Raw genomic sequence first — 15,467 nt, forward strand, 5'->3', positions numbered from 1 at the left:
GCCCATCCGACACACCCGACTCTTGTACGTCTTGCACTCTTGTTAGACAATTTGGCAAGTCTGACAAGTTGCCTGACGAGAGGTGTGTCACGATGCGAACTCCCGACTGGCCAAGAACGGCGACCCGCTGGACGCAACTGACCCTGGCCGAGGACGACCCGGCCCATCTCGACGTCGGCTTCTGGACCGAGGTGATGCGGGAGAGCAGGTCGAACGCGGTCTGCCTCAGCGCCGGCGGCTACATCGCCTACTACCCGACCCGCATCCCGTACCACCACCGCAGCGTGCACCTCGGCGGCACCGACCCGTTCGGCGCGCTCGTCGAGGCGGCCAGAGGGCTGGGCATGCACGTCATGGCCCGGGTGGACCCGCACGCCGTGCACGCCGACGCGGCGCGGGCGCATCCCGAGTGGCTGGCGTGCGATGAGGAGGGGGCGCCCATCCCGCACTGGTCCTATCCCGACATCTGGCTGACCTGCGCGTTCACCGGCTACCACCGGGAGTTCATCACGGAGGTGGCCCGCGAGATCGTGCGGGAGTACGACGTGGACGCGATCTTCGCCAACCGCTGGGAGGGCTACTACGGCATCTCTTACAGCGAGGCCGCGCGCCGCTCGTTCCGCGACGACACGGGGTTCGAGCTGCCCAAGCGCGAGCACGACGGCGGCGACCCGGCCTGGCCGGCGTACGTGGCCTGGCGGCGGCGCAGGCTCAGCGAGCTGGTCTCGATCTGGGACGCGGCGGTCAAGGACCTGCGCCCGCACGCCCGTTTCATTCCCAACCTCGGCGCCTTCGCCGCCCGTGACCTGGACCCCGACCTGGTACGGCGGGTCTACCCGATGTTCGTGGTGGACAAGCAGGGCCGTTCCGGCATCGAGGCCCCCTGGGCGGCGGGGCGGGTGGCCAAGCGCAGCCGGGGGCTCTACCCCGACCGGCCGATCGGGCTCATCACCTCCGTCGGGCCCGAGCACCACCAGCACCGCTGGAAGGACTCGGTGGCCCCGCCGGAGGAGACGCGCACCTGGATCGTGGACGGGTTCGCCCAGGGCGCGTTCCCGTGGTTCACCAAGTTCAACGCCACCGTCTCCGACCCCCGCTGGGTGCCGGCCGTGGTGGAGGCGTTCAAGCTGCACGCGCGGCTGGAGCCGGTGTTGTCGAAGTTGCCGGTCACCGCCGAGATCGCGCTGGTGGACCCGAGCAGGGCCGGGCAGATGCGCAGCGGGGCGGCGCACGCCTTCCCCGACGAGGACGGGTTCTACCAGGCGCTGGTGGAGGCGCGGATCCCGTTCGAGTTCATCGCCGACCAGGTGGTGTCGGCCGAGCGGCTGCGGCCGTACAAGGTGCTGGTCCTGGCCAACGCGGAGCAGCTCAGTGACGAGCAGTGCGAGGCGATCCGGCGGTTCGTGGCCGCCGGCGGCGGCCTGGTGGCCGCGCACCAGTCCTCCCTGTACGACGAGCACGGCGGCCCGCGCGCCAACTTCGGCCTTGCAGACGTGTTCGGCGCCGACCTGGTCACGCCGGTCAGAGGGCCGGTGAAGAACAACTACATCGCGCTGACCGATGACCATCCGGTGAACGACGGCTTCGGTGGCGCGAAGCGCGTGATCGGCGGCAGCCGGTTGCTCGGGATCGAGGCCAGGCCGGACACGCGGGTGCCGTTCCGGTTCGTGCCCGACTTTCCCGACCTGCCCATGGAGGAGCTGTACGCCCGCCGGGCCCCGGACGCCCCGGCCGTCGTCGTCCGGCAGGGGCCGGGGCGGGTGGTCTACATCCCGTTCGACATCGGGGCGATCTTCTGGGAGGCGTTGCAGGCCGACCACGGCCGGCTGATCGCGAACGCGGTGCGGTGGGCACTCGGCGGCGAGCCCGAGGCCACGGTGACGGGTCCCGGCCTGGCCGACCTGGCCGTACGCCGCGACGCGGACGGCGTGGCGGTCACCGTCGTGAACCTCACCAACCCCATGGCCATGCGCGGCGCCATCAGGCAGACCCTCCCGCTGCCCCCGCAGACCGTGACGGTCGCGCTGCCGCCCGGCGCGCGCGGGGCCACCGCGCGGCTGCTGGTCGCCGACGCCGAGGCGCCCGTGACGATCCGCGACGGCCGGGCCGAGGTGGCGCTGACGGACGTGGACCTCATCGAGGTCGTGCACCTGACCTGGGACGTGCGATGAGCTGGCCGTGGTGGCGCGAGCCGTTCCGGATGTTCCAGACCAACCTCCGCGAAGTGGACGCCGGCCTGGACGTCGAGCGGGTGCTGGACCACCTGGAGGGCTTCGGCGCGAACGCCTGGCTGATCAGCGTCGGCGGCATCCTGTCCAACTACCCGACCGGCCTGGACTTCCAGACCCGCAACCCGCACCTGGGCCGGCGGCCGTCCGGCGACCTGATCGGCGACGCGGTGGCGGCGGCCGGGAGCAGGGGCGTGCGGGTGTTGGCCCGGATGGACTTCTCCAAGATCGACCACCGGCGGGCCGAGCGGCATCCCGAGTGGTGCTTCGTCTCCCCCGAAGGGGAGCACCAGGTCTACAACGGGCTGACCAGCGTGTGCCCGAGCGGCGACTACTACCAGGTCAAGCTGTTCGAGGTGATCGGGGAGGTGCTCGACAGGTACGAGATCGACGGTTTCTTCCTCAACTGGATGTCCTTCAACGAGACGGACTACAGCCGGCGGTACTGGGGCGTGTGCCACTGCACGTCCTGTGCCCGCCGTTTCGGGAAGGAGTTGCCCGCCGAGGCCACCCCCGAGTGGCGCCGGTTCACCCGCGACACCCTCGAAGACCTCAACGCCCGCATCAGGGCCGAGATCTCCGGGCGCAGGCCGGGGGCGGCGCTGATCCTGGGCGAGCGGGCCGACATCGTCTTCCACGAGGCCAACAACGCCGTCGGCAGGCCGCTGTGGCACCACAGGACGAGCGAGCACGTCAGCGCGGCCAAGTCGTACCGGCCGGAGGTGCCGGTGCTGGTCAACTCGGTGGGGTTCGTGGACATGCCGTACCGGATGGCGGGGGAGGAGCCCCATCATTTCGCCCAGTATCTGGTGCAGGCGATCTCGCGGGGGGCGATTCCGTCCACGTACATCATGGGGACGCCGGACGACAGCCCGTACGAGTGCCTGGAGATCGCCGGCGAGATCACCCGCTTCCACCGCGACCACGCCGACGTCTACCGTGACCTGACCTCCGAGGCCCGCACGCTGCTCGTCAGGCCGGAAGAAGGGACCAGCGCCGAGTTCCAGGGGTTGTACCTGGCGCTGCTGGAGCGGCACATCCCGTTCGACGTGCTGCCCGAGGACAAGCTGGCCGTGAGCGATCTGTCCAGATACGGGCTGGTAGTGCTGCCCGATCTAGGCCCGATGTCGTGCCCGCAGGTGCTGGACGCGTACGCGGAGGCGGGCGGGACCGTGCTGGCCACCGGTTCGAGCGGCGCGCTCGCCTGCCTGCCCGTCACCCGCCTCCTGGCGAGCAGGACGACCGAGGAGTCGGTGCGCTCGCTGCACGTGCGCGGCGACCGCGGCATGGTGCCGGTGATCGGCGCCTTCCACGTGGTCGAGCCCGCCCCAGAGGCAAGAACCGGCCTGTACGCCCTGTCCAGAGCCAGGTACGGCCCGCCCGAGAAGTGCCACGGTCACCTGGAGACCGGCCACCCCGGCTGGCTGAGCGCCCCCTACGGCAGAGGCGCCGGCGTGCTCATGCCGTGGACCGTCGGCCGCGGCTACCGCGAGACCGGCCTGAGCGCGCACCGCGACCTGTTCGCCGACCGCGTGGACGGCGGCCTGGCCGTCAGGACGGGCCTGCCGGAGCAGGTGGAGATCGTGACCGGCCGCTCGGGACAGACCAGGGTGATCCACCTGCTCAACCGCTCTGGCGACGCCGACCAGCGCTTCCGCGCGCCGCTGCCGATCACCGAGTCGTGGCTGGAGCTGCCCTGGCAGGGCGAATGGGAGGTGCGCGCGCTGCGGGCGGGACGCGTGCTGGACAACGACGGGGGGCGGGTGCGGCTGCCTGACATCGGGCTCTTCGAGGTCCTGAAATTGTCAAACAAGTATACGTGACCTATTGACCATCACGTCAGGCAAATGAACACTAAAGCAATCACTGGGGTAGCCGGTCCCCTGTGAGAGCGATGGGAGAGATGTGTTGAGCGGACTCGATCGGCGGGGATTCCTGAAACTGGCGGCAGCCGGAGCGCTGGGGGCGGGCCTGACGGCCTGTGGCGCGGGCGGCTCGGCGAGCGGCGAGACCGCGCTCAGGTACGCCTGGTGGGGCAACACCATCCGGCAGCAGAACTACTCAAAGGCCCTCAAGGAGTTCGCCGCCAAGAACCCGGGCATCGTGGTCGAGCCCGAGTTCGCCGAGTACGCCGCCTTCCAGGAGCGCATGACCACCCAGATGGCCGCCCGCGACGTGGCCGACATCTTCTGGGTGGCCTCGCCGCAGGTGCTCACGTACCACAAGAGCAAGCTCTACCGGGCGCTCGACGACATCCCGACGCTGAACCTGGCCGACTACTCCAAGGAGGACCTGGAGTCGTTCAAGCTCGGCGGGCAGCTCAACACCATGCCGTTCGGCATCTTCGTCCCCGTCATCCGCTACAACGACTCCTTCGTCAAGGAGGACGGCGTCGATCTGCCGCCGGACGACGCCGACTGGGACGCCTGGTCGGCCTTCCTCATCGACTACGCCAAGGACAATCCGAAGCGGCGCAAGGGCATGCCGTACGAGCCCGACGCCGACCTGCCGTTCGAGTCCTGGCTGCGCCAGCGCGGCGAGCAACTCTGGACCCAGGACGGCAAGCCGGGCTTCACCACCGACAGCCTGGCCGCCTGGTTCGACTGGTGGGACAAACTGCAGAAGGCCGGCGCCGTGATGACGCTCAGCGAGCAGGAGGGCATCGGCCCGGACTGGGCGCTGGTCGGCGAGAAGGTGCTGGCCAAGGTGGGCAACTCCAACCACATGATCGACGAGGCCAAGCAGTTCCCCGACCACGACTTCAAGCTGCGCGGCATGCCCGTGGCCAAGGACGCGCTGGCCGGGCACCAGTTCCTCTACTTCCCCCGGATGGCCATCTACCAGGGCATCGACGAGGAGAAGGTGGAGGCCGCGGGCAAGCTCGTCAGCTACAACACCAATGACCTGGCCATGGTCAAGACGGTCGGCCTGACCATGGGCGCGCCGGTCAACCCCAAGGTGTTCCAGCAGTACTACGACAGCGCCACCGGCGACGAGAAGGAGATGCTGACCATCGTCCAGGCCGGGCGCGAGGCCGAGCGGCGCATCCGCTTCGAGGCACCGCCGGGCACGAGCACCTGGCGCACGGCCATGTCCAGGGTCTCCGAGGAGATCGCGCTCGGCCGCCTGCGCACGACCGACGGCGCGAAACGGCTGCTGGCGGAGATCCAGGCCGGCATCTCCAGGGCCGGCTGAGATGTCCAGGCTCAACCGGCAGGGCGGTGCCGCGCACGTCTTCCTCATCCCCTGGTGGCTGGGGCTCGTGCTGGTCACCGCCGTGCCGCTGCTGGCCTCCCTCTACCTGGCCTTCACCGACTACAACATCCTGTCCACGCCGGAGTTCAACGGCCTGGCGAACTTCGAGCGCATGTTCGCCGACGAGTACTTCTGGGCGGCCGTCCGGGTGACCACCGTCTACGTGGTGGTCTCCATCCCGCTGCAACTGGCCTTCGCGCTGCTGCTGGCCCTGATCCTCGACCGGGGGCTGCGCGGCCTGGCCTTCTACCGCAGCGCCTTCTACCTGCCCTCGCTGCTGGGCACCAGCGTCGCCGTGGCGATCCTGTGGCGGCAGATCTTCGGCGACAACGGCCTCATCGACCGGGCGCTGTCGGTGTTCGGCCTGGAGCTGGGCAGCTGGCTGCAGAACCCGAGCCTGTCGTTGTCCACGCTGATCGTGCTCAACGTCTGGACGTTCGGCTCGCCGATGGTGATCTTCCTGGCCGGCCTCCGCCAGATCCCCGAGGAGTTGTACGAGGCCGCGAAGGTGGACGGCGCCGGAATCCTGCGCCAGTTCACCGGCGTCACGATCCCGCTGCTCACCCCGATCATCTTCTTCAACCTCATCCTGCAGACGATCGGCGCGTTCCAGACCTTCACCCAGGCCCACGTCGTCAGCGGCGGCACCGGCGGCCCCGCCAACTCGACGCTGTTCTACACGCTCTACATCTACCAGCAGGGATTCACGAACTTCGACATGGGCTACGCCTCCGCGCTGGCCTGGGTGCTCCTGGTGGCCATCGGCCTGGTGACCGCCGTGCACTTCGTCCTGTCGAAGTACTGGGTCTTCTACGGAGACGACTAGATGACCGCCATCTCCCCGATGCGCCGCCGTGACCTGCCCAAACACCTCGCGCTCGGCGTCTTCGTGCTGCTGATGCTCTATCCGCTGATCTGGATGATCGTCAGCTCGCTCAAACCCGACCACCTCATCCTCACCGAGACCGGGCTCATCCCCAGCGAGGTCACCTTCGACAACTTCGTCGAAGGCTGGAACGCGCTCAACCGCCCCTTCACCGTCTTCTTCCTCAACTCGCTGCTCGTCACCGTCGGCTCGATCGTCGGCAACCTGTTCTCCTGTGCGCTGACGGCGTACGCGCTGGCCAGGCTGGAGTTCCGGATGCGCAAGGTGTATCTGGGCATCACGCTGGTCTCGGTGATGTTGCCGATGCATGTGCTGGTGATCCCGCAGTACATCTTCTTCTCCCAGTTCGACCTGGTGAACACCTACTATCCGCTGCTCATCCCGAAGTTCCTGGCCACCGACGCGTTCTTCATCTACCTGATGGTGCAGTTCATCAGGACCATCCCGCGTGACCTGGACCGGGCGGCCTGGATCGACGGCTCGGGCCCGTTCCGCACGTTCTGGTACGTGGTCCTGCCGCTCATGCGGCCCGCGCTGGTGACCACCACGATCTTCACCTTCATCTGGACCTGGAACGACTTCTTCGTCCCGCTGATCTACCTCACCTCGCCGAAGATGTTCACCGTCTCCGTGGCGCTGAACTCCATGGTCGACTCCGAGTCGCAGGGCGGCGTGGGCATGTTGTTCGCGATGTCGCTGGTGTCGTTGCTGCCCGTACTGATCTTCTTCGCCGTCGCCCAGAAACACCTCATCCGCGGCATCGCCACCACGGGGCTCAAATGAACATCATCGTCACGGGAGAGCACGACGAGATCGCCCGCGCGCGCATCCGCCGGGCCGCCGGTCCCGCGCGGGTCGAGTTCGGCGGCCTGGCCGAGGGCATCGAGCACGCCGACGCCGTCGTGGGCAACGTGCCGGAGCCGCTGCTGGCCAGGGCGTCCAGGCTGCGCTGGGTGCACAGCCCGGCCGCCGGTGTGGACACGATCCTGTCCGACGCGCTGCTCGACAGTGACGTGACGCTCACCTCCTCGGCGGGCAACGGCGCGATCCCGCTGGCCGAGCACGCGCTGCTGCTGGTGCTGATGCTCGACAGGGACGTGCCGCGCTGGTCGCGCGCCCAGTCGGAGCGCCGCTGGGAGCGCTTCACGCACGGCGAACTGGCCGGCAAGACCATCGGCCTGTACGGGCTGGGCAACGCGGGCCTCGACCTGGCCGCCAAGGCGAAGGCGTGCCACATGAGAGTGCTGGGCATGCGCAGGTCTTCCGCGCGGCCCGCGCCCGGCGTGGACGAACTGCTGGGCCCCGACGACTTCGCCTACCTCCTGGCCGAGTCCGACTACGTGGTGGTCACCGCGCCCCTGACCGCCGCCACGGCCGGGCGGTTCGACCAGGCGGCGTTCGCCGCGATGAAGCCCACGGCCTGCTTCGTGTGCGTCTCGCGCGGCGGCATCGCCGACGACGAGGCCCTGCTCGACGCGCTGCGGCGGGGCGAGATCGCCGGAGCGGGGCTGGACGCGCACGGCGTGGAGCCGCTGCCCGTCGGCAGCCCGTTCTGGGCCCTGCCGAATGTCATCGTCACCCCGCACAATGGGGCCACCACGCGTGAGACCGCGCGTCGCGGCCTGGAGATCCTGCTGGACAACCTGGGCCGCTTCACCAGGGGAGAACCGCTGCGCAACGTCGTCGACAAGTCCGCCGGATATTGACAGGAGACGACTAGTATACTTGTCTGACGATTTTGCCGATTTCTGGGAGGAGTCTCGTGGACGGCCAGACCAGTTTTCCTCTCGGACCGTCGTCTCTGACGGAAGCGCTCTACGAGTCGGTGCGCAAGCGCATCGTCAACGGCGAGATCGCCCCGGGGGAGAAGCTCACCGAGATCCGCATCGCGGGCGAGTACAGCGTCGCCCGCCCGACCGCCAAAGCCTGCCTGGAGCGGCTGACCGCGCTCGGACTGCTGCGCCGCACCACGCACAAGACCGCCGTCGTCCCGAAACTGGACGAGGAGGAGATCCGCGACCTCTACTTCAGCCGGGAGACCGTCGAACGCGCGGCGGTCGCGGCCCTGGCCCGCACGGGCAACGTGCCGCCCGCCGCCGTACGCGCCCAGGCGGCGATGAAGGCGGCGGCCGGCGACGCGGCCTTCGCCGACCAGGTGGAGGCCGACATCGCCTTCCACTCGGCCCTGGTGGCCGCCGTCGGCAGCCGCCGCCTGTCGCGGATGCACGAGGTGATACTCGGCGAGGTGCACCTCACCATGGGCCAGTTCCAGGCCCACCGCACCACGAACCCGATGAACGTGGCGCACGAGCACGACGACATTCTCAAGGCCATCGGCGACGGCGACCCCGAGCGGGCGCAGCAGTGCCTGGCCCACCATCTCGACCAGGCACAGGGCCGCCTGCTCGGCCAGCTGCGCCGCGAAAACCCCCGATCGGAAGAGGCCAGCGCGTGACCAAGTGGACCGTCAACTGCTCCCTCCTCTACACCGGCCTGCCCCTGCTCGAACGGCCCGCCGCGGCGGCGGCCGACGGGTTCACGGCGGTGGAGTTCTGGTGGCCGTGGCCGGTGGCGGTGCCGGACGACCGTGAGGTGGAGGCTTTCGTACGCGCCGTCGAGGACGCCGGCGTACACCTGTCCGGCCTCAACTTCTTCGCCGGCGACATGCCGGGCGGCGACCGCGGCGTGGTGTCGTGGCCGGGGCGTTCGCAGGAGCTGCTGGAGAACATCCCCGTGGTGGCCGCCATCGGGGAGCGGCTCGGCTGCCGCGCGTTCAACGCCCTCTACGGCAACCGGATCGACGGCGCCGACCCCGTAGGCCAGGACGAGCTGGCCGTGGAGATGCTGACGGCCTGCGCCAAGGGCGTGCCGGGCACCGTGCTGCTCGAACCGATCAGCGGCGCGCCCCGCTACCCGCTGCTGACGGCCGCCGACGCGGTGGCGGTGCTCGACCGGGTGGGGCAGGGGACGGGCCTGCTCGCCGACTTCTACCACCTGGCCGTCAACGGCGACGACGTGCCCGCCGTCATCGCCCGCCACGCCGCGCGCATCGCCCACGTGCAGATCGCCGACGCACCCGGCAGGGGCGCGCCCGGCGAGGGCGAGCTGCCGCTCCGGCGGTGGATCGACGACGTGCACGCCGCCGGGTACGACGGCTACGTCGGCCTCGAATACCGCTCCGAGGGACCCGGCGCGTTCGCCTGGCTGCCCCGCGACGAGCGCGCCGCCACCTCCAAGTGACCGGCGTCAGCTTCGACCCGGCAGGATCATCGACGTGACCTGCTTCATCTCCGACTCGGAAGGATCACTGACGTGAGCGCCATCGCCTTCATCGGCCTCGGCATCATGGGCAGCCCCATGGCCGTGCACCTGGTCAAGGCCGGGCACGCCGTCACCGGCTACAACCGCACCCCCGACAAGGCCAAGCCGCTGGCGGCGGCCGGCGGGCGGGTCGCGGACTCGATCGCCGGCGCCGTGACGGACGCCGAGATCGTCGCGATCATGGTGCCGGACTCGCCCGACGTCCAGGACGTGCTGACCGGCGAGGACGGCGTCTTCGCGCACGCCGCCCCCGGCACGCTGATCATCGACTTCTCCACCATCCGCCCCGACGTCACGCGCGAGCTGGCCGGGGAGGCGGACCGGCGCGGCCTGCGTTACCTCGACGCCCCCGTGAGCGGCGGCGAGGCGGGCGCCAGGAACGCGGCCCTGTCGATCATGGTGGGTGGCGCGGCGGAGACGTTCGAGGCCGCCAGGCCCGTGTTCGAGGCGGTCGGCAAGACCGTCGTGCACGTCGGGCCGAGCGGCTCCGGCCAGACCGTCAAGGCCGCCAACCAGCTCGTCGTCGCGGCCAACATCGAGGCGCTGGCCGAGGCCGTGGTGTTCCTGAGGGCGTACGGGGTGGATCTGGAGGCCGCGCTGGAGGTGCTCGGAGGCGGCCTGGCGGGCTCGGCCGTACTCACGCAGAAGCGCGCCAACCTGGTCGATCACTCCTTCGAGCCCGGTTTCCGTATCGCCCTGCACCACAAGGACATGGGCATCGTCACCTCGGCCGCCCGCGAGGCCGGCGTCGTGCTGCCGCTGGGCGCGCTGGTGGCCCAGCTCGTCGCCGCGGCGAACGCGAACGGCGACGGCGGGCTCGACCACTCGGCCCTGCTGCGCGGGGTCGAGCGCCTTTCGGGCACCGCGTAAAGGGAGTCCCATTTTAGTTACACACAGTTACAAGGGGTGCCGCATATTGATTACCTAGAGTAATCGCCGCTGCTAATCGTGGGCCATGTTCTCATTGCGATCATGGCCTTCGCGCGCAGCGACCGCCGTGGCCACAGCCTTCCTGGCCCTGGTTCCGGCCGCCGGCGCGAGCGCCGCCTCTCCCGCCGAACTTCCGCCCACCCTCTCCGCCTCGGCCGCCGCCTGGCAGCTCAAGCGGCTCACCGTCGCCGAAGCCGGCTCCATGGCCGGCTACAGCCGCGCCCGCTTCCCGCACTGGGCGGGACAGGGCGAGCGCTGCGACACCCGCGAGATCGTCCTGGTCCGTGACGGCCAGGACGTCAAGCAGGACGAAAGCTGCCGCGCCATCTCCGGCACCTGGTACAGCGAGTACGACGGCAAGACCTTCACCAACGCCCGCGACCTCGACATCGACCACATGGTGCCGCTGGCCCAGGCGTGGCGCTCGGGCGCCAACGAGTGGACCGACGCCCAGCGTAAGCGCTTCGCCAACGACCTGGAGGGCCCGCAGCTCATCGCGGTCTCGGCCGCCTCGAACAGGTCCAAGGGCGACCAGGCCCCCGACCAGTGGCGTCCGCCGAGGCGCAGCTACTGGTGCGTCTACAGCCGGGCCTGGATCGACGTGAAGTCCCGCTACGGGCTCACGATCACCGAGACCGAGCGGGACGCGCTGGGCGAGATGGTGGCGACCTGCCACGGGCCCAACGGACGCTGAATGACCGCGCAGACCTACGAGAGCAGCGTCGTCGCCGGTCCCGGCGGGGTGATGACCGACGAGGTCGGCGTCATCACCGGTGAGGTGACCGTGCGTACCGAGGTGACCGGCGGTCAGGTGACGGTACGTGTCCAGTACCTGGACGCCGACGAGTGGTACGAGATCGAGGGCAGCCCCCTGGGCCGGGCCCCCGATCCCGGGCCGCACCTCCACCAGGAGATCGTCCAGGCCGTACGGCGAGGCATGCCCGACGGCCTGACCGGCTTCAACCCATCACCCTGAACACCGAAGACGGCCCCGGGCGACACCCGGGGCCGTCTGTTCGCTCTCAGTCCTACGCGGAAACGCGCTGCACCAGCTCTTCGGCGGTCAGCGGCGCGCCCGGCGGGACCGGCGCGGGATGGGCGCGCATGCCGGCCAGCACCAGCCGTGCCGCCCGCTCGCTCAACTCCTCGCCCAGCCCGGCGGGCACCGTGGACAACCCCCGGACCAGCAGTCCGACGGCCCCCACGACGTCTCCCGTGCCCACGTCCTCCCGCAGCGCGCTCTCGTCGTGGCCGGCCCGGACGATCCCGTCGAGGGCCTTCAGCAGCCGGGCACGCGCCGCCTCGATCTCGGCGGCGTCCCCCGCCACGGCAGAGGCGAGCGGGTCCAGCCGCGCATCGGCGCAGCCGTGGACGAAACGGCTGAGCGAGTCGAACGCCCAGGTCTCCTCCGACCGCGCCTCCTCGGCCAGGGCGATCATGCGATTCAACTCGTCGGCGAGCACGGTCTCCTGATTTCTTCCGGTCTCCGCTGTCGGCCGGCCCGGCGCGCTCATGCGGTCGCCGCCTTTCCTCTGCTCGGCAATCGGGTGACTCCTCACAGCAGCCTAACCGCGAGTGTGCGGACGACGGCAGGGCAAGCCGGGACGGTGGCCGGAGCGGCCCCGGTCAGGCGCGCCGGTCCAGGCGGAAGGCCGGCTGCCCCGGGTTGCCCGGCTGGGCGTCCAGTGACTTGTCGTCGAGGATCTGCACCGCGTCCTGCGCGACGAACACGCGTACGTCCTCCTTCTCCACCACCTGGTCACCGGACTGCGGCGTGTTCGCCAGCGAGACCTCCAGCGTGCCCGCCTCATCGGCCTTTGGGGAGATGCGCAGGCCCGCGTCGGCGGAGACCTCCTCGCCGACCATGAGATCACGGATGGCGACCACGGCGTTGTCGGTCAAGGTCAGCACAATTTGCTCCTTCATCACATTGGGAAAAGGTCAGACACTCCGCCTCCCCTGTGCCCGAGCACCCAAACACTCCGCCCGGAATGCGGGGACGGGTCGCGGGTAGGCGCAGCGGTATGGCGAAGACCGACGTACTGGACGCCCTGCTCGACCGCTACGGCCGCACGTACGCCGCCGAGGCCGGAATCAAGCTCGCGGACCAGCCGAAACCGCTCTACCAGCTGCTCGTGCTGGCCACGCTGCTCAGCGCGCGCATCTCGGCGGACGTCGCGGTGGCCGCCGCCAAGGAGTTGTTCGCGGCCGGTTACGGCACGCCGAAGGGCATGCGCGAGGCGAGCTGGCAGGACCGGGTGGACGCGCTGGGCCGCGGCCACTATCGGCGCTACGACGAGCGCACCGCCACCATGCTCGGCGACGCCGCCGACCTGATCGCCGAGCGGTGGCAGGGCGACCTGCGCCGCCTGCGCGAGGAGGCTGGGGGGCAGGACAAGCGGATCGCGTCCCTGCTGATGGAGTTCCCCGGCATCGGCCCGACGGGGGCCGACATCTTCCTGCGCGAGGTGCAGGCCGTCTGGCCGCAGGTCGCGCCGCACCTGGACAAGAAGGTGCTGGACGGCGCGGGCAAACTCGGGCTGCCGCGCCGGGCGGGTTCGCTGTCCAAACTGGCGCACTCGGGCGACGAACTGGCGCGCCTTTCCGCGGCCCTCGTACGGGTCTCGCGCAGCAAGAAGTCCGTGGACGCGGTCAAGTCCGCCGCCGCCCACTGACCATGGGCGAGCCGGACTGTTAGGTTCGGGCTCATGGGTGAGTTTGTGAGCGTCGAGGTGGCCGACCAGATCGCCACGATCCGTCTTGACCGTCCGAAGATGAACGCCCTCAACGGTCAGGTCCAGCAGGAGCTCGCGGAGGCGGCCGGCATCGTGAACGCCGACCCGCAGGCGCAGGCCGTGATCCTCTATGGCGGGGAACGGGTGTTCGCCGCGGGCGCGGACATCAAAGAGATGGCCGACATGTCCTACGCCGACATGGCCGCCCACTCCCGCACGCTTCAGTCCTGCTTCACCGCGGTCGCCAAGATCGGCAAGCCGGTCATCGCCGCCATCACCGGCTACGCCCTGGGCGGCGGTTGCGAGCTGGCCCTGTGCGCCGACTTCAGGGTCGCGGGCGAGTCGGCCAAGCTCGGCCAGCCGGAGATCCTGCTCGGCATCATCCCCGGCGCGGGCGGCACCCAGCGCCTGCCCCGCCTGATCGGCCCGGCGCGCGCCAAGGACCTCATCTTCACCGGCCGCCACGTCGCCTCCGCCGAGGCCCTCGCGATCGGCCTGGTGGATCGGGTGGTGCCGGACGAGCAGGTCTACACGGCCGCCCTGGAGTGGGCCGCCACCTTCGTGGGCGGCCCGACGGTCGCGCTGCGTGCCGCCAAACAGGCCGTGGACCAGGGCCTGGAGACCGACCTCGACACGGGCCTGGAGATCGAGCGCCTGCAGTTCTCCGGCCTGTTCGCCACGGACGACGCCAAGATCGGCATGCGCGCGTTCGCGGAGAAGTCCAAGGCCAAGTTCACCGGCCGATAGGGCGGGCCGTACGCCGGAGTTCAGACGAACAGCTCGTCGATGGTCAGCGCGGTCGCGGCCCTGTGCGCCCACTCGTCGAGCTGTTCCTGGTCGGTGCACGAGGTGATGGCCGTCAGCGCCTCGTCCGGCATGCTCACGCCCCGCGCCCGCAACACCGCCAGCACGGCCCGAGCCTTGCCCTCCGACAGGCCCGTGAGCCGTCCCCTGGTGAAGTGCTCGCGGGCGAAAGGGCTGTACACGGGCCAGGTGGCGGACGACATGAGCTCCTCCAGAACCTGCCGGACGTCGGTGGACGCCAGGCGGTAGGCGTATTCGTAGTACCGGGTCCCGTGACACTCCTCCACCTTCGACAGCGCCGCCAGGAACGTCTCCACGGTCGCCCTGTCCCGCCCGTGGGCCAGGACGGACAACACCGACAACTCCAGGCACTCCGCCGCCTCCGACGGGTCCTCGATGGGCAACATCTGGTCGGGCCCGACGACCAGGGGATGGAGCACGTACCCCGGCAGGCTGGTCACCACGGGCTGCGCGGCCCAGTCGCACACCCGCGCGTCGGGAGCCAGCACGAGCACCAGCACCGGGCAGTTCAGCCGCAGCCAGAGCGCGGCGCTGCGCCGCGCCCAGACCTGCCGGTCCTCCTCGGAGACGGTGTGCTGCAACTCCACGATCACGCCGTGCACGGGCTCGTGGTGCCGTCCCACGGTGAAGAACACCTCGGCGGGGCCCGGCGGAGCCACCTCAAGCAGGGTTTCCGGCGGCAGGTCGATGTCGAAGACCTCGCACAGCAGATCGACGGCGAGCGTGGGCCGGTTCCGAAACAGCGCGTTCAACGCAACATGCACGGAGGAGGGCATGTCGCGGAACGTTAGCAGTCATGCACCCACGGTGCCCGGCCTTTGTGAAGATCGGATATGGGCCGAGTCGCACGCCCGTAACGAGATGTCAACGCCTTGGGTCAGGATCGTCCAAACCGATGTTGGTTTGCCACTATGGTGGCGTTTCATGATGCGCGTCCTCGTCCCTGCCCGGCTCAGAAAGGCCGTGCGTACGTGGTTCGACTCCCGCTACATCTCGATCTCTGATCACCGCCAGGACATCAGGGACGCGCTCTGGGAGGTGCAGACCCTGAAAAGGGAGATGGTGACCCTCCAGGGCGAGGTCGAGCGGCTGCGCGACGCCCGCCCGCCCATGACCGGCGGCGCTGCGGGAAGCGCAGCTGACAAGGCTCTCAGGGCGAAGGTGGACAATACGCACCGGCTCGCGCAGGAGACCGCCAAGGCCATGGACGGGGTGCTGCAGAACGAGGTCCTCGTCTGGCAGGCCATCGACGGGCTGCGCGCCGAACCGGCCAGGCCAGGGGAGTAA

17 protein-coding genes are annotated in these 15,467 nt (G+C 69.8%); 14 read left to right on the forward strand and 3 right to left on the reverse strand.

The features are described from left to right. Positions 1–92 precede the first annotated feature (92 nt). From AB0I81_RS48795 to AB0I81_RS48845, 11 genes are all read left to right on the forward strand, one after another. A complete protein-coding gene (locus AB0I81_RS48795) occupies positions 93–2,171 on the forward strand; it encodes a family 10 glycosylhydrolase (RefSeq protein WP_360673375.1) in 2,079 nt (692 codons plus the stop codon). Continuing rightward, positions 2,168–4,051: a beta-galactosidase trimerization domain-containing protein gene (locus AB0I81_RS48800; RefSeq protein WP_360673378.1), complete on the forward strand. Its 1,884-nt coding sequence runs from the start codon at positions 2,168–2,170 to the stop codon at positions 4,049–4,051. Before AB0I81_RS48795 ends, AB0I81_RS48800 begins: the two co-directional genes overlap by 4 nt. An 82-nt stretch (positions 4,052–4,133) precedes the next feature. After that, positions 4,134–5,423 (forward strand): ABC transporter substrate-binding protein, encoded by a 1,290-nt coding sequence (locus AB0I81_RS48805; RefSeq protein WP_360673381.1) that lies wholly within the window; start codon positions 4,134–4,136, stop codon positions 5,421–5,423. A gap of 1 nt (position 5,424) precedes the next feature. Beyond that, entirely contained in the window at positions 5,425–6,309 is an 885-nt protein-coding gene (locus AB0I81_RS48810) for a sugar ABC transporter permease (RefSeq protein ID WP_360673384.1), read from the forward strand. Then, positions 6,310–7,152, forward strand: a complete 843-nt coding sequence (locus AB0I81_RS48815) for a carbohydrate ABC transporter permease (RefSeq protein WP_360673386.1) — start codon at positions 6,310–6,312, stop codon at positions 7,150–7,152. Continuing rightward, entirely contained in the window at positions 7,149–8,075 is a 927-nt protein-coding gene (locus AB0I81_RS48820; RefSeq protein ID WP_360673389.1) for a D-2-hydroxyacid dehydrogenase, read from the forward strand. Before AB0I81_RS48815 ends, AB0I81_RS48820 begins: the two co-directional genes overlap by 4 nt. A 56-nt stretch (positions 8,076–8,131) precedes the next feature. Beyond that, on the forward strand, positions 8,132–8,824 hold the full coding sequence (locus AB0I81_RS48825; protein ID WP_360673392.1) for a GntR family transcriptional regulator: 693 nt from the start codon (positions 8,132–8,134) through the stop codon (positions 8,822–8,824). After that, positions 8,821–9,609, forward strand: coding sequence for a TIM barrel protein (locus AB0I81_RS48830; RefSeq protein WP_360673393.1), 789 nt, complete (start codon positions 8,821–8,823; stop codon positions 9,607–9,609). The genes AB0I81_RS48825 and AB0I81_RS48830 overlap by 4 nt, the downstream gene beginning before the upstream one ends. 72 nt (positions 9,610–9,681) lie before the next feature. Then, positions 9,682–10,560: a 2-hydroxy-3-oxopropionate reductase gene (locus AB0I81_RS48835; protein WP_360673396.1), complete on the forward strand. Its 879-nt coding sequence runs from the start codon at positions 9,682–9,684 to the stop codon at positions 10,558–10,560. A 127-nt stretch (positions 10,561–10,687) separates the two neighbouring features. After that, positions 10,688–11,314 (forward strand): HNH endonuclease family protein, encoded by a 627-nt coding sequence (locus AB0I81_RS48840; RefSeq protein WP_360673399.1) that lies wholly within the window; start codon positions 10,688–10,690, stop codon positions 11,312–11,314. Beyond that, positions 11,315–11,596: a hypothetical protein gene (locus AB0I81_RS48845; protein ID WP_360673402.1), complete on the forward strand. Its 282-nt coding sequence runs from the start codon at positions 11,315–11,317 to the stop codon at positions 11,594–11,596. A gap of 52 nt (positions 11,597–11,648) precedes the next feature. On the opposite strand, the gene AB0I81_RS48850 is transcribed toward AB0I81_RS48845, so the two are convergent. Both AB0I81_RS48850 and AB0I81_RS48855 read right to left on the reverse strand, forming a co-directional pair. Then, a complete protein-coding gene (locus AB0I81_RS48850) occupies positions 11,649–12,134 on the reverse strand; it encodes a hypothetical protein (RefSeq protein WP_360673404.1) in 486 nt (161 codons plus the stop codon). Positions 12,135–12,246: 112 nt separating this feature from the next. Beyond that, positions 12,247–12,531 carry a Fe-S cluster assembly protein HesB gene (locus AB0I81_RS48855; RefSeq protein ID WP_360673406.1) on the reverse strand — a complete coding sequence of 95 codons (285 nt, stop codon included), beginning with the start codon at positions 12,529–12,531 and terminating at the stop codon, positions 12,247–12,249. 113 nt (positions 12,532–12,644) lie between these two features. Between AB0I81_RS48855 and AB0I81_RS48860 the strand changes: the two genes are divergently transcribed. Together AB0I81_RS48860 and AB0I81_RS48865 are read left to right on the forward strand one after the other, a co-directional pair. Continuing rightward, the gene (locus AB0I81_RS48860) at positions 12,645–13,295 is read left to right on the forward strand and encodes an endonuclease (RefSeq protein WP_360673409.1); all 651 of its coding nucleotides are present in this window, start codon (positions 12,645–12,647) and stop codon (positions 13,293–13,295) included. 33 nt (positions 13,296–13,328) lie between these two features. Further along, positions 13,329–14,102: an enoyl-CoA hydratase-related protein gene (locus AB0I81_RS48865; RefSeq protein WP_360673412.1), complete on the forward strand. Its 774-nt coding sequence runs from the start codon at positions 13,329–13,331 to the stop codon at positions 14,100–14,102. Positions 14,103–14,122: 20 nt separating this feature from the next. On the opposite strand, the gene AB0I81_RS48870 is transcribed toward AB0I81_RS48865, so the two are convergent. Next, a complete protein-coding gene (locus tag AB0I81_RS48870) occupies positions 14,123–14,932 on the reverse strand; it encodes a hypothetical protein (protein WP_360673414.1) in 810 nt (269 codons plus the stop codon). Between the two features lie 172 nt (positions 14,933–15,104). Here AB0I81_RS48870 and AB0I81_RS48875 point away from each other — a divergent pair, with 172 nt between their 5' ends. Next, a complete protein-coding gene (locus AB0I81_RS48875; RefSeq protein ID WP_360673417.1) occupies positions 15,105–15,467 on the forward strand; it encodes a hypothetical protein in 363 nt (120 codons plus the stop codon).

The organism is Nonomuraea sp. NPDC050404 (assembly GCF_040655495.1).
Taxonomy (GTDB): Bacteria; Actinomycetota; Actinomycetes; order Streptosporangiales; family Streptosporangiaceae; genus Nonomuraea.